This is a genomic window from Yinghuangia seranimata (assembly GCF_029953285.1).
Taxonomy (GTDB): domain Bacteria; phylum Actinomycetota; class Actinomycetes; order Streptomycetales; family Streptomycetaceae; genus Yinghuangia; species Yinghuangia seranimata.
Window position 1 is genome coordinate 179,843 of record NZ_JASAOI010000010.1, and the last position, 14,262, is coordinate 194,104.

Annotated in this window: 13 protein-coding genes; 8 read left to right on the forward strand and 5 right to left on the reverse strand. The window is 73.9% G+C overall.

The features are described from left to right. Positions 1-35 precede the first annotated feature (35 nt). From QI554_RS07060 to QI554_RS07070, 3 genes are read left to right on the forward strand one after another with little or no spacing between them, the layout of a single operon-like run. Positions 36-800: a rhomboid-like protein gene (locus tag QI554_RS07060; RefSeq protein ID WP_281467074.1), complete on the forward strand. Its 765-nt coding sequence runs from the start codon at positions 36-38 to the stop codon at positions 798-800. Between the two features lie 48 nt (positions 801-848). After that, complete coding sequence (locus QI554_RS07065; protein WP_281467075.1) at positions 849-2,054, forward strand: sensor histidine kinase; 1,206 nt, start codon at positions 849-851, stop codon at positions 2,052-2,054. After that, positions 2,033-2,752, forward strand: coding sequence for a response regulator transcription factor (locus QI554_RS07070; RefSeq protein ID WP_281467076.1), 720 nt, complete (start codon positions 2,033-2,035; stop codon positions 2,750-2,752). The genes QI554_RS07065 and QI554_RS07070 overlap by 22 nt, the downstream gene beginning before the upstream one ends. Before the next feature lie 265 nt (positions 2,753-3,017). Here QI554_RS07070 and recD2 read toward each other — a convergent pair whose 3' ends face one another. From recD2 to QI554_RS07085, 3 genes are read right to left on the reverse strand one after another with little or no spacing between them, the layout of a single operon-like run. Then, positions 3,018-5,306 carry an SF1B family DNA helicase RecD2 gene (gene recD2 / locus QI554_RS07075; protein ID WP_281467077.1) on the reverse strand — a complete coding sequence of 763 codons (2,289 nt, stop codon included), beginning with the start codon at positions 5,304-5,306 and terminating at the stop codon, positions 3,018-3,020. A gap of 54 nt (positions 5,307-5,360) precedes the next feature. After that, positions 5,361-6,257 (reverse strand): SCO6745 family protein, encoded by an 897-nt coding sequence (locus QI554_RS07080; protein ID WP_281467078.1) that lies wholly within the window; start codon positions 6,255-6,257, stop codon positions 5,361-5,363. A gap of 2 nt (positions 6,258-6,259) precedes the next feature. Then, positions 6,260-7,756: a DHA2 family efflux MFS transporter permease subunit gene (locus QI554_RS07085; RefSeq protein WP_281467079.1), complete on the reverse strand. Its 1,497-nt coding sequence runs from the start codon at positions 7,754-7,756 to the stop codon at positions 6,260-6,262. Between the two features lie 93 nt (positions 7,757-7,849). Between QI554_RS07085 and QI554_RS07090 the strand changes: the two genes are divergently transcribed. From QI554_RS07090 to QI554_RS07105, 4 genes are all read left to right on the forward strand, one after another. Continuing rightward, positions 7,850-8,329, forward strand: coding sequence for a winged helix-turn-helix transcriptional regulator (locus QI554_RS07090; RefSeq protein WP_281467080.1), 480 nt, complete (start codon positions 7,850-7,852; stop codon positions 8,327-8,329). A gap of 209 nt (positions 8,330-8,538) precedes the next feature. Then, entirely contained in the window at positions 8,539-8,967 is a 429-nt protein-coding gene (locus QI554_RS07095) for a type II toxin-antitoxin system Rv0910 family toxin (protein WP_281467081.1), read from the forward strand. A gap of 217 nt (positions 8,968-9,184) precedes the next feature. Then, positions 9,185-10,549, forward strand: coding sequence for a M16 family metallopeptidase (locus QI554_RS07100; RefSeq protein WP_281467082.1), 1,365 nt, complete (start codon positions 9,185-9,187; stop codon positions 10,547-10,549). Further along, complete coding sequence (locus tag QI554_RS07105; protein WP_281467083.1) at positions 10,546-11,952, forward strand: M16 family metallopeptidase; 1,407 nt, start codon at positions 10,546-10,548, stop codon at positions 11,950-11,952. Before QI554_RS07100 ends, QI554_RS07105 begins: the two co-directional genes overlap by 4 nt. 101 nt (positions 11,953-12,053) lie before the next feature. On the opposite strand, the gene QI554_RS07110 is transcribed toward QI554_RS07105, so the two are convergent. Together QI554_RS07110 and QI554_RS07115 are read right to left on the reverse strand one after the other, a co-directional pair. Continuing rightward, on the reverse strand, positions 12,054-12,782 hold the full coding sequence (locus QI554_RS07110; protein WP_281467084.1) for a hypothetical protein: 729 nt from the start codon (positions 12,780-12,782) through the stop codon (positions 12,054-12,056). A 33-nt stretch (positions 12,783-12,815) separates the two neighbouring features. Next, positions 12,816-13,181 (reverse strand): ankyrin repeat domain-containing protein, encoded by a 366-nt coding sequence (locus QI554_RS07115; protein WP_425527931.1) that lies wholly within the window; start codon positions 13,179-13,181, stop codon positions 12,816-12,818. Between the two features lie 242 nt (positions 13,182-13,423). Here QI554_RS07115 and QI554_RS07120 point away from each other — a divergent pair, with 242 nt between their 5' ends. Continuing rightward, on the forward strand, positions 13,424-14,086 hold the full coding sequence (locus tag QI554_RS07120) for an O-methyltransferase (protein ID WP_281467086.1): 663 nt from the start codon (positions 13,424-13,426) through the stop codon (positions 14,084-14,086). Positions 14,087-14,262: the final 176 nt, after the last annotated feature.

A 14,262-nucleotide genomic window follows, 5' to 3' on the forward strand; every position in this document is an offset into this window, starting at 1 on the left:
AAGTAGCACGGAATACTTCCGAAAGGCGCGTTTCGGTGCGGCTGCATGACACGAGGGCCACGGCGATACGGGTCGCCCAGGCGGTCCGCGACTGGATCAAATCGGCACCCGGCACCTACGTCTGGCTGCTCCTCCTGCTGGTCACCACGTTCATCTACGCGTCCCTGCCGGAGGACGCCCGGGACGTCTTCCTCCAGCAGCGCAGCACCAACATCGACCACCTCAACTCCGACCCGGTGCACGTGCTCGTCGGCAGCGCGCTGTGGACCAGCGGCGGCGGGATGGTCCAGTACGCGATCATGTTCACGGTCTTCCACGCGGTCGCGGAGCGCTGGCTCGGCACCTGGCGGTGGCTCCTGGTCGTGGCCATCGGACACGTCGGCGCCACCTATCTGAGCCAGGGCCTCGTGCTGCTCGGCATCAAGACCGGCGTGCTGTCCGAGAGCATGAAGGACGTCGTGGACGTCGGGGTCAGCTACGGGCTCAAGGCGGTCATGGGCGTCCTGGTCTGGTACCTCGTACGCCCCTGGCGCTGGCTGTACCTGGCCGGGGTGCTGCTCTCCGTGGTGATCCCGTTCTTCGACGGCGTCTCGTTCACCGACGTCGGGCACTTCTCCGCCCTGCTGCTCGGGGTGGCCTGCTACCCGATCACGCGCGGGCGCGGGACCTGGGACCCGGTGGCGTGGGGCAGGGACGCCTGGCGGACATGGGAGGCTCGCCGGTCGGCTACGCGGCTCGATACCAAAGTCGGTACGGCCGTCGACTTCCGGTTCTCCCGGGGCCGTCACGCCGGCGGCTAGTCTCGACGGCGTTCGACAGGCACGACCCGCGACAAGGGGGTTCGGGGGATGTCCGGAGTCCCGGGGTGGGTCCGCGGTCTGCGCCGCCCGCGGCGCGCATGGGTGGTCGACGGCGCGCTCGGCACGGCCGCACTCGCCGTCGGCCTGGTCCTCCTCGCGGCGACCATCGCCGACGACGACGTGGACGGCGGGCTCACGCTGATCTGCGCCACCGGCGCGGCGTCGATCGCCGCCCTCGTGCTGTTCCGCCGCCTCGCCCCGGTCGGGCTCGCACTCGTACTGATCCCGGCCGGGCTGCTCTCCCCCGCCGCCGCGGGGGCCAGCGCGGCGGCGCTGTTCAGCGTCGCGGCCTTCCGCGGGGCGCGCACCGCGGCCCTGGTGACCGGGTTGCACACAGGCCTCGTGCTGGTGCTGTTCCGGATCGCCACCGACTCCTGGTCCGAGTACTGGCAGGCGTCCGCCAGCTTCCTGTTCCTCGACCTGGTCACCCTGACCTCAGGCATGCTCGTGCGCTCCCAACGCGCCCTCGTCGGCTCGCTGGAGGACCGGGCCCGGCAGGCCGAGGCCGAGCAGCGGCTGCGCGTCGAGGAGGCCCGCCACCTCGAGCGCGAACGCATCGCCCGCGAGATGCACGACGTGCTGGCTCACCGGCTGTCGCTGCTCGCCGTGCACGCCGGGGCGCTGGAGTTCCGCACCGGCTCGTCCGCCGAGGAGGCGCTGGCGGCCGGTGTCATCCGGCAGTCCGCGCACGACGCGATGGAGGACCTGCGCGACGTCATCCGCATGCTGCGCACCGACAACGCCTCGACCGCGGCCGACGGCGACGCCGACCGGCCGCAGCCGACGCTGGCCGACCTGCCCGCGCTCATCGAGCAGTCCCGGCGGGCCGGCGCCCGGGTGGCGTACGAAGGGGCGGACGACGTCGGGGACTTGGGCGCCCGGATCGGCCGGCACGCGTACCGCATCGTCCAGGAGGGGCTGACCAACGCCCGCAAGCACGCCCCCGGCGAGCCCGTGCGGGTGCGCCTGGACGTCACCCTGGAGAGCGGACTCGCGGTGGAGATCGTCAACCCGCTGCGGCACGGTGCGAGCGACCTCCCCGCGCCTGAGCGCACCGCCGCGGCCGGGCTTCCCGGCGCCGGGGCGGGCCTGATCGGGCTGCGCGAACGCGTCGCGCTCGTCGGCGGCCGCCTCGAACACGGGCAGGACGCCGACCGGTTCCGGCTCTGGGCATGGCTACCGTGGACGGCGTGAGCACCGAGACCGCCCAGCCCGCACCGCCGACGCCCGTGCGCGTCCTGATCGTCGACGACGACGCGCTGGTACGCGCCGGCCTGTCGATCATGCTGTCCTCCCCCGACGACATCCTCGTGGTGGGCCAGGCCGCCGACGGCTCGGAGGTCGACGCGGCGGTGCGCGAACACCGGCCCGACGTCGTGCTGATGGACATCCGCATGCCGGTGATGGACGGCCTCGCCGCCACCGCGCGCCTGCGCGCCCGCCCGTCGGCGCCGCAGGTGCTGGTGATGACCACCTTCGACACCGACGACCACGTGCTGCGCGCCCTGCGCGCGGGCGCGGCCGGGTTCCTGCTCAAGCACACCCCGCCCGCCGACATCGCCCGCGCCGTCCGCCAGGTCGCCGCCGGCGAGCCGATGCTGTCGCCGTCCGTGCTGCGCCGCATGCTCGACATCGTGGTCGACACCGGCGCCGACCCGCGCCGCGAGCGGGCCCGCGACCTGCTGGGGCGGCTCAGCAGCGGGGAACGCGACGTCGCGGCCCTGGTCGGCCAGGGCGCGACCAACGCGGAGATCGGCCGATCCCTCTCGCTCAGCGTCGCGACCGTGAAGGCGTACGTCTCGCGGCTCCTGTCGAAGCTCGACCTCAACAACCGCGTCCAGATCGCGCTGCTGGTGCACGACGCGCAGGAGACCGGCGAGCCGAACGGCTGAGCCGGCGGGCTGCGGCGGTTCGGCGGCGTGTTCCGTCCGTCGGCGGCGCGCGGCGTTCAGGTCGGCTTCGTGCCGGACGAACGCGCGTGCTGCGCCTCGTCGGTGCCCGGCCGCGGCCTCTCCGCCGGCAGACGATCAGCTCGGAGTGGTCGCAGCGCTCGTCGCCGGCCACCTTCGCGCTGGTGCCGCACCGCGGCCGCGTCGTCCAGGCCAAGGTCCAGGCCGCCGCGCTGCTGTACGGGTGCGGCACGTCGGCGGTGCGGTGTCAGCCGAAGCGGCCGAGGCGGTGGTCGAGTCCGGTCCAGCGGCGGCCGGCCGAGACGGTCCGGACGGCCTGGCCCAGCGCGCGGCGGGACCCGACCAGGACCACGAGCTTCTTGGCCCGGGTGACGGCGGTGTAGAGGAGGTTGCGTTGCAGCATCATCCACGCGCTCATGGTGACCGGCACCACGACGGCGGGGTACTCGCTGCCCTGGGAGCGGTGGATGGTGACGGCGTAGGCGTGGGTGAGCTCGTCGAGTTCGGAGAAGTCGTACGGCACCGACTCGTCCTCCTCGGTCAGCACGGTCAGCTTCTGGTCGTCGGCGTTGATCCCGGTCACCACGCCGCCGGTGCCGTTGAAGACACCCGACTCGCCCTTGTCGTAGTTGTTGCGGATCTGGGTGACCTTGTCGCCGACCCGGAAGACCCGGCCGCCGAACCGTTTTTCGGCGAGGCCGGGGCGGCTCGGGGTCAGGGCCTCCTGGAGGAGGAGGTTGAGCGCGCCCGCGCCGGCGGTGCCACCGTGACGCGGCGCCAGGACCTGGACGTCGCGGCGCGGGTCGAGGCCGAAGCGGCGCGGGATGCGTTCGGCGACGACGTCGACGGTGAGGCGGGCGGCGTCCTCGGGCTCGTCCACGGCGAACAGGAAGAAGTCGTTCAGGCCGTCGGTCACCGGCGGGCGGCCGGCGTTGATGCGGTGCGCGTTGGTGACGACGCCGGACTGCTGCGCCTGCCGGAACACCTGGGTGAGCCGGACGCGCGGCACGGCGGGCGCGGCGAGCAGGTCGCGCAGCACCTCACCGGCGCCCACCGAGGGGAGTTGGTCGACGTCGCCGACGAACAGCAGGTGGGCGCCCGGCGGTACGGCCTTGACGAGGCGGTTCGCGAGGAGCAGGTCGAGCATCGAGGCCTCGTCGACGACCACGAGGTCGGCGTCGAGGGGGCGGTCCTGGTCGTAGGCGGCGTCGCCGCCGGGCCGCAGTTCGAGCAGGCGGTGCACGGTGGCCGCTTCGCAACCGGTCAGCTCGGACAGCCGCTTGGCGGCCCGCCCGGTCGGCGCGGCGAGCACCACCTTGGCCTTGCGGGCCCGGGCGAGTTCGACGACGGAGCGGACGGTGAAGCTCTTGCCGCAGCCGGGGCCGCCGGTGAGCACCGCGACCTTCTCGGTCAGCGCGAGCTTGACGGCGGCCTCCTGCTCGGGGGCGAGCGCGGTGCCGGTGCGCGAGCGCAGCCAGCCGAGCGCCTTGTCCCAGTCGACGTCGCGGAATCCGGCGAGCCGGTCGTCGGGCCCGGCGAGCAGGGCCCGGACCCGGCCGGCGAGCGAGATCTCCGCGCGGTGGAACGGCACGAGGTACACCGCCTGGACGGGGTCGCCCTGGGAGCCCGACGGCGTCACCGGGCCGGGCATCTCCTCGCGGACCACGCCCTCCTCGTCGGCGAGTTCGTCGAGGCAGGCGCGCACGAGGGCGGCCTCGACCTCGAGGATCTTGACGGCGGCGGCGACCAGGTCGTCCTGCGGCAGGTAGCAGTTCCCGTTGTCGGCGCCCTCCGACAGCGTGTACTGGAGGCCGGCCTTGACGCGCTGCGGCGAGTCGTGCGGTATGCCGACGGCCTGAGCGATGGCGTCGGCGGTCTTGAAGCCGATGCCCCACACGTCCGACGCGAGGCGGTAGGGCTCGGTGCGCACGACCGTGATGGACTGCTCGGCGTACTCCTTCCAGATCCGCACCGCGGGCGAGGTGGAGATGCCGATGCCCTGGAGGAAGACCATGACCTCCTTGATGGCCTTCTGCTCCACCCACGCCGCGGCGATGAGGTCGCGGCGCTTGGGGCCGAGCCCGGGGACCTCGATGAGCCGGGCGATGTCCTGTTCGATGACGTCGAGCGAGGCGGCGCCGAAGTGCTCGACGATGCGCTCGGCCATCCGCGGGCCGATGCCCTTGATGAGCCCCGAGCCGAGGTAGCGGCGGATGCCCTGCACGGTCGCCGGCAGCACGGTCTCGTAGGCGTCGACGACGAACTGCTTGCCGTACTGCGGGTGGCTGCCCCACCGGCCGGTCATCCGCAGCGACTCGCCCGGCTGGGCGCCGAGCAGGGCGCCGACGACGGTGAGCAGGTCCCCGCCGCCGCGTCCGGTGTCGACGCGGGCGACGGTCCACCCGTTCTCGTCGTTCTGGTAGGTGATCCGCTCCAGCACCGCTTCGAGACGCGCCCCGCCCGCTCCGCCGCCCTGCCGGGCCGCGGGCACGTCGGCGGCGCCGCGGGGCGCTTCGGGCCGGATACCGGTGGTCATGCCGGCCCACGCTAGCCGTTCCCCCGGACACCGGCCCGACGTTGTCCACAGGCCTTAGGGGCGGGGCACCCCCATCGGGTTGGGGACGGGGACGGCGCCCGTGTCGACGAGGTGGCGGGCGAGCGGGGTCGCCAGGGCGATGGCCTCCTCGACGGCGTACTCGCCGAGCGCGCGCAGCGGGGCGGAGGCGAGCCGGTTGGTGGCGTCCTCGACGGAGGTGCGCAGGGCGATGCCCGCGTCGGTGAGGTCGCCCTGGGTGTCCAGGGCGCCGCGGCCCATCAGGTCGACGAGTGCGCGCTCCCACTGCTGTTCGGTCCAGCCGCGGCTGGTCACCAGCCATTCGCCGGGGGCGAGTCCGGTGGCGGCGTGGGTGACGGAGTTCTGGATGCCGTCGAGGCCGTGGTGGACGGCGGCCAGCACGTGCCCGTCGCCGCGGTGTTCGCGCAGGACGGTCGCGGCGAGCCACACACGCAGGTGCGGCGAGGCGTCCTCGGGCAGTCGCACGGAGGACCACGCCGCGGCCAGCGGCCGCCCGCCGAAGTCGCAGCCGGCGGCGGCGTGTTCGAGGAGGCGGGCGAGCCGGTCGAGGTCGGCGTCGGCGGGCAGCGCCGCCTGGAGGGCGCGGTCGACGGAGGCCAGGCGCGCGGCGAGGACCTGCTCGGGTGTCGCGATGGCCCAGGCGTCCGGCAGGGCGCGGGCGGCCCGGCTCGGGGCGAAGCCGAAGAACATCGCGGTGACGGCGTCGGGGCCGACCGCCCCGAGCGGTGCCGCGCGTCCGGCGAAGTAGCCCATGAACCAGCCCTTGAGGCCGAGTTCCTCGCCGGCCGCGGTGACCTCGGGGGCGAAGTAGCAGATCGCGTGGATCGGTTCGATCGCGCCCCACAGCCGGCGTGCGGGGTGGTCGTCGACGGTGGCGGCGCCCGCGGCGGGTCCGGTGTGCTCGGCGGTCATGGTCATCTCTCCGTACCGGAGGTCGTCAGGTCGGCGCCGGCCGCGGCGGTCCCGGACGTGGCCCTGCCGGGTGCCGAGGCGGCTGCCTTCGACCCTATGCGATCGGTCCCACGCGGCCGCGCGAGGAGTAGGGCGACGGCCGCGGCGGCCAGTGCGGCGCCGCTCTGGAGGTACCAGACGCGGTCGAAGCCGTTGAGGACGCCCGCGGTGGTCGTGGGGGTGCCGAGCAGGACGACGACGAGTGAGACGCCGAGCACGGAGCCGAGTTGCCGCAGCATGGTCGCGACGCCGGAGCCGGTCGCGGCGAACTGCGGCGGCAGCGCGGTGGTGGCTGCGGCGACCAGGGTGGGCAGCATCAGGCCGACGCCGACACCGGTGGCCATCATGCCGGGCAGCATGCTCGACGCGTACGGGGAGCCGGTGTCGAGCGAGTAGGCCCACCACAGCGTCCCGGCGGCGAAGACCACCGCGCCGCTGGAGGCGAGCGTGGCGGCGCCGAGCCGGGCGGCCCACCTGCCGGACAGGATCGAGGTGGGCGGCACCAGGAGCGGTCCGGGGGTGATGGCCAGGCCGGTGCGCAGCGCGGACCAGCCCCACACGTCCTGGCACCACAGGGTGATGCCCAGCAGCATCGAGGCGAAGGCGACGCCGAACAGCACCGAGGCGGCGCCGGCGACGCTGAACGCGCGGACGCGGAGCATGCCGGGCGCGACGAGCGGCCGCGGGTGGCGGGCGGTGCGCACCGCGAACCAGGCGGCGCCGAGTGCGGCGACGGCCCACGCGGCGTCGGCGCGGGGCGACGCCCAGCCCCAGTCCTCGGCCTTGACCAGGCCGAGGGACAGCGCGCCGATGGCGACGACGAAGAGCAGGGCGCCGAGCAGGTCGGGCAGCGGGGCGCGCTCGGCGGCGGGCGTTCCGGCGGGCAGGACGCGGGCGCCGATCAGCACGGTGGCGACGCCGATCGGCAGGTTGATCAGGAACACCCAGCGCCAGCCGGGTTCGACGAGGAGTCCGCCGAGGACGGGGCCGACGGCCGCGGCGAGGCCTCCGACGGCGGCCCACACGCGCACGATCCCGGCGCGCTTCTCGGGCGGGAACGAGGTGAGCAGGAGTCCGAGCGAGCTGGGCACGAGCAGCGCTCCGCCGGCGGCCTGGAGGAGGCGCGCGGCGACGAGGAAGCCCACGTTGGGCGCGGCGGCGCACAGCGCGGAGGCGGCGGTGAACAGCGCGGTGCCGCGCAGGAACGCGGCGCGGTGCCCGCTGCGGTCGGCGAGGCGTCCGGCGGGGACGAGCAGTGCGGCGAAGACGACGGCGTAGCCGTTGAGGACCCAGGACAGGTCGGCGAGGTCGGCGCCGGACCATGTGCGGGCCATGGCGGGCACGGCCACGTTGACGATGAACAGGTCGATGTTGACGAGGACGACTCCGGCGCAGACCACGGCGGCGACGAGGGCGCGGCTCCGGGGCGGTTCCGGGGTGCGCGGGGCGGCTTGGGACACAGGTCTCCCCTGGTGCTCACGAACGGTGAGTTCTATGACGAAACTCAATGTAGGGACAGTGAGTTTCTTGACGCAACCCACTAGGATCGCGGTATGCGCCGCAAGTCGTTCGAAGACGTGCCCTGCTCGGTCGCCCAGTTCCTGGAGGTCGCCGGGGAGTGGTGGACGATGCTCGTGATCCGCGACGCGTTCCTCGGCGTGACCCGCTTCGACGACTTCCAGACCCGCCTGGGCATCTCCCGCAACGTGCTCACCCAGCGGCTGGAACACCTGGTCGGGCACGGCGTGTTCGAGCGCGTGGCGTACCAGGAGAACCCGCCGCGCTACGACTACCGGCTCACCGACAAGGGCCGGGCGATGTGGACGGTCGTCAACGCCATGCGGCAGTGGGGCGACGACTGGGCCGCGCCCGACGGCCCCCCGGTCGTGGCCACCCACAAGGCGTGCGGGCACCAGGTCAACGCGGTCACTGTGTGCGACCACTGCGGCGAACGCCTCGGCCCGCACACGATGACCGTGTCCGCCGGTCCTGGCGATCCCGAGGGCACGATCCTGCCGCCGCACCTGCGCTGACGCCCCGCCGCCCGGCGGGTCCGGGTGCTCCCCGACACCATTGACTGTGCCAAATATCGGCGATAGCTTCGCGGCAGCCCGGTTCCGTCGGGACGCTCGTGCGCGGGTACGCGCGCCGGGCCTCGCGGAGCCACCAGCAGCGCCCGAGGACTGCGATAACCGCACGCGGCGGTCCGCCCGCCCCCGTGCCGAGCAGAAGGACCATGAGCATGCCTGTCATCAACGAGCAGATCGAGATCGCCGCCGCGCCCGAGGCGGTCTGGGCCCAGCTCACCAACTTCGCCGACTTCGGCAAGTGGATGGTCCCCCACGTCGAGTTCCCGGCCGGCGGCCCGGAGAAGCTCGAGGCCGGCGTCGCGTACGACGAGAAGATGAAGCTCATGGGCTTCCCGGCGGACATCAAGTGGACGATCAAGAACGTCGAGGAGGGCGTCCGCATCGACCTCGACGGCAAGGGCCCGATGGGCGTCTCGATGATCGAGTCGTTCATCGTCGAGGCCAACGGCGAGGGCACCCTCTTCAAGATCGACTCCGAGGTCAAGGGCGGCGCGGTCTCGATGATGGCCGGCAAGGTCACCAAGGCCACGCAGGAGGCCCTGGTCGAGTCGCTCGCCAAGTTCTCGGCGCTGTTCGCCTGAACCGGTAGCACGACCGGTCGCTGACCGCCGCCCTCGTCGGCCGCGGCACCGACCACCCGAAGCACCCGCGCCCCGCACCGGCGCGCCCCTCCGCCTGTGATACTGGCGACTTCGCCGTCCACGTCCGTGGACAGCGTCGCCACATCGCAGGATTCGAGGTGGGCCGCCGGTGCGGGGCGCGATGCCGTGCGCGGGGCGTCCCGGGGAGGGGCCTACCGTGACCGACACCGCGACCGACGCATCGACCGATTCCGCGCCCGACGCGTACCCGTGGCCGATCCACCAGACCACGCTGGCCAACGGGCTGCGGGTGGTGGTCAGCCCCGACCCCGCCGTGCCGCTGGCCGCGGTCAACCTCTGGTACGACGTCGGCGCCCGCCACGAACCCCCGGGCAAGCACGGCTTCGCGCACCTCTTCGAACACCTCATGTTCGAGGGCTCCGCGCACGTCGCCAAGAGCGAGCACTTCGCGCTGATCCAGGCGTGCGGCGGCGACTCGGTCAACGCCACCACCAACCCCGACCGCACGAACTACTACCAGACCGTGCCGTCCGGGCAGCTCGAACTCGCGCTCTGGCTCGAGGCCGACCGCATGGGCTCGCTCGCCCTCACCCAGGAGACCCTCGACAACCAGCGCGAGGTCGTCAAGAACGAGCGCCGCCAGCGCTACGACAACGTGCCCTACGGCCGCTGGACCGAGGTCATGGTCGGCCTCGCCTACCCCGAAGGCCACCCCTACGCGCACTCCACGATCGGCTCGATGGCCGAGCTCGACAGCGCCTCCCTCGACGACTTCACGGCCTTCCACGCCGCCTACTACACGCCCGACAACGCCGTGCTGACCGTCGTCGGCGACGTCGACCCCGACCACGTCGTCGCCCTCGCCGACCGCTACTTCGGCCGCCTCGTCCCCGTCGGCACCTTCCCCGCACCCGAACCCCCGCCGCTGCCACGCCGGTTCGGAGCACCCCTGGAGGTCACCCTCGCCGAGGACGTCCCGATGCCGCGCGTGTTCCTGTGCCACCGCGGACCCGCCTGGGGCACCGACGACTCCCCCGCCGTCGAACTGCTCGCCGCCGCCCTCGGGCGCGGCCGCGGCTCGCGCCTGTACCGCACGCTCGTCACCGAGCGCGGACTCGCCCAGTCCGAGGGCGGGTTCATGGCCGCATGGGGCCTCATGCACCACGCGTCGATGGTCATGGGCGCGTGCGCGCCGCGCGTCGGCGTCACCCCCGAAGAGGTCGCCGCCGCCTACGCCGACGTCTGCGACGAGGCCGCCCGCGACGGCGTCACCGACGCCGAACTCGAACGCGCCCGCACCATGCTGACCGCCGACTGGCTGCGCGAACTCGGCACCGTCAACCGGCGCGCCGACCTCCTCGGCCAGTACGCCACCCGGTTCGGCGACGCCGAGACCGTCCGCGAACGCGTCGCCCGCCTCGACGCCGTCACCACCGACGACCTGCGCCGCGTCGCCGCCGACACGTTCCACCCCGACAACCGCATCGTGCTCACCTACCTGCCCGCCGACGCCGCCTCCGGCGCCGCGGGCGCCGCGCCCGACGAGGAGGACGCCGCGTGACCACCGAACGCCTCGTCGCCGCAGGCCCCGACACCGACCCGTACGCCGACCGGCTGATCGCCGAACGCCCCGCCGGCGCGCCCCCGCGCCCGTACGTCTTCCCCGAGGTGCGCCGCCTCACCGCGCCCGGCGGCGGCGCGATCGTCGCCGCGCACCTGCCGGGCCGGGCGCTCGCGTGGGCGGGCCTCGTCCTCGAGTGCGGTGCCCTGCACGAACCCGACGGCCTGGACGGTCTCTCCCGGGTCACCGCGGGCCTCGTCGACGAGGGCACCCGCGGCTACTCCGCCGACGACTTCGCGCTCGCCCTCGAAGGCCTCGGCGCGCGCTGGACGTGGAGCCACGACTGGGAGACCCAGTGCATCGGCGTCGACGTCCCCGCGGCCCGGGCCGCCGACGGCGTCGGGCTGCTCGCCGAAGCCGTGCGCCGTGCCGCGTTCGCCGACGAGGACGTCGACCGCTACCTCGCCGACGTCGCGACCTCCCTCAAGCACGCCTGGGCCCAGCCCGGCACCCGCGCCCAGATCGCCTACCGGCGCGCCCTGTTCGGCGCCGACAGCCGGTTCGGGCGGCTGCTCGACGGCACACCGGAGAGCAACGCGCGCATCACCGCCGACGACATCCGCGCCTTCCACGCGCGCCGCATGACCGCACCCGGCACCCTGCTGGTCGCCGCCGACCTGGACACCGTCGACCCGGTCGCGCTCGGCGCCCTGGTCTTCGCGGACGCCGACCCCGGCGCGCCCGACCGGCCCGCCGCCGTGCCGGCGATCCCCGACGACCCCGACCGCACCCGGGTGTTCCTCGTCGACCGGCCCGGCGCCGTGCAGTCCGTGCTGCGCCTCGGCCACACCGCGCCGCCGCGCTCCACCCCCGACCTCGTCGCGATCGACCTGTTCTCCGAGGTGCTGGGCGGGTCGTTCACGTCGCGCGTCAACCACCAGCTGCGCGAGGTCAAGGGCTACACGTACGGCGCGGGCGCGTCGTTCGCGCACGGCCGCCGCATCGGCTCGTTCGCCGTCGCCGCGTCCGTGCACACCGAGGTCACCGCGGCCGCGCTCGCCGACGCCCTCGCCGAGGTCCGCACGATGCACGAAGGCGGCGTCACCGAGGAGGAGTTCACGACGACTCGGGCGCACGCGCTGGGCAGCATGCCGATCGGCCTGCAGTCGCCCCGTGCGATCGGGGCACGGCTGCGCGAGGCCGTCGTCCACGGGCTGCCCGACGACCACGTCACGCGCGAGTACGAGGCCATCGTGGCCGCCGAACGCGCCGACCTCGACCGCGCCGCGGCCACCTATCTGCGGCCCGACGCACTGACCGTCGTGGTCGAGGGCGACGCGGAAGCCGTCCTGCCGGGCCTCGAGGCGAACGGCTTCGAGGTCGTGCGGGCGGACGACGTCTGACCGAACGCGCGAAGGCGCGGACGGACATCGGCGGCGGGCCCGCACCCGCGGGACCGCCGCCCCTCGCCGACCACTTGGGGTTCCGAGGAGCCGCAGCGGCCTCACTCGCCGGGCGCGTTGCGCACGTACTCCTGCCGGTACGCGCTCCACACCGCCGGCCCGAGGTCGTGCGCGACGGGAGGCGGCAACGGCCATATCGGCCCCTGGAGTTCGCACAGCACCACGTGCCGGCCTTCGCCCGCGTCGAACCAGCGCACGCCGACCGCGCCGAGCGCGGGCAGCAGCGTCGGGACGGCCTCCTCGTCCAACCAGCGCTCCATCGCGGCCCGTTCCCCCTGGACGGCGAGGTGCAGCAGCTTGTCCCCCGCCGGGAACAGCCGGGCGATCGACACGCGCGGCCAGCGGCAGCGTTCCAGGCACACCAGGCGCAGGCCGTCCAGGCCGCCCCGCAGCCCGCAGGGCGGCTCGTCCGGCGGCTCGGCCGGCACCACCGCGGCGTCGGCGGTGTCGACGGCCCGGAACGCGGGGGTGTCCAGCACACCCGGATGCTTGAGGTCGTACAGCGTCAGGAACCGCGCGGGCTCCGGCGGTTCGCCGACCGACACCGGCGCGGCACCCGGTTCGCCGCTCGCCGCGAAAGCGCCCGCGAGCTCGAACCGCCGCACCCGGCGCACGCCCGGAACCCGCAGCACCTGCCCGTGGTACGGGTCGCTCCGCGGGGCCAACGAACCGTCCGTCACGACCGGTAGGTCCGAGCGCACATGGAGCAGTCCCGCCCCGAACTCGAACCGCCGCAGTGCGTCCCAGGTGTCCGGCCCGTCGCCGCCCATCGCGCTCGCCTCCGCCTCCTCGGCGGTCCGTACCTACCCGGCGGGGCGCGAAAGCATGTCCTCTTTGCCGAACATGCGCGCAGTGTCCGTTGCCGACGGGGTGCCGGCGTCCGGGTCGGCGCCCGCGTCGAGCAGCGCCCGCGCGATCTCCGGCTCGTTCTTGAACACGGCGCCGGCCAGCGGCGTCTGGCCCCGGTCGTTCGCGCGGTTGGCGTCCGCGCCACGCTTCAGCAGCACCTGCACGGAGGCCAGATGGCCGTGGTAGGCCGACAGCATCAGCAGCGTGTCGCCGGAGTCGTTCGCCAGGTCGACCGGCAGGCCGGCGTCGACGTAGCTGGCCAGCATCTCGGCGTCCCCGCCGCGCGCCGCCCCGAACACGCGGGCCGCCAGCTCCTCCATGGCGGCCTCCTCCTCCTTGGCGACGTCCGGCCGCTGGTTCCACGGCTCGTTCGGGTTGCTGTCGGTCATGTCCGCGCCTTTCGCTCGGTGTTCCCCCGGGCCGGTGCCGGGGTCCGGGGCGCCCGCGCGCTCCCGTGACCATCCTGGCGGATCGGGGCCCGGATCCCGGGGACCGCCCCGTGCGGCTGGCAGGATCACCGTGGCGGCCCGCGCACGGGCGCGAGCGCCGGACGGGAGGACCCATGACCGCGTCGAAGAACGTCCAGATCACGGACGAGCTCTACGCCTACATCCTGGCGCACAGCACACCCCCGGACAGCGTCCAGCAGGACCTCATCACGCGCACCCACGAGGTGCTGCCGGACCACGCGGTCATGCAGGTCCCCCCGGAGCAGGGGGTGTACCTGACCATGCTCACCCAGTTGGCGGCGCCGCAGTTCGCCGTCGAGGTCGGGACGTTCACCGGCTACTCGTCGCTGGCGATCGCACGGGGCCTGCCGGAGGGCGGCCGCCTCCTGTGCTGCGACGTCTCCGACGAGTACACCTCCATCGCCCGCGAGACCTGGCTCAAGGCGGGCGTCGCCGACCGCGTCGAACTCCGCATCGCCCCGGCACTGGACACGCTGAACGCGCTCCCGTCGTACCCGCACATCGGCCTGGCGTTCATCGACGCCAACAAGGACGGCTACGTGGGCTACTGGGAGGCACTCGTCCCGCGCATGCTTCCGGGCGGGCTGATCCTGGCCGACAACGTCCTCTACAGCGGCCGCGTCGCCGACGCCCACCCGGAGGGCCCCGCGGCGGACATCCACGTGTTCAACCAGCACGTACGCGACGACCCGCGGGTGGACGTGGTGATCCTGCCGATCGCGGACGGCTTGACGTTCGCCCGCGTAAAGAGCTGACCCCGGCCCCGACCGGGCGCGCGGCAACAAAGTCCCCCGCGCGCCCGGTCGCGACGACAGGCGGCACGCACCGACAACGGCCGCCCCGCCCCGCCGTCTTCGGTCAGCGCGCACCCACGTCGGCGCCTGAGCAGGCGCCGCCCCAAGCACACGCCGACGCACGCGGCCGCGGTTCG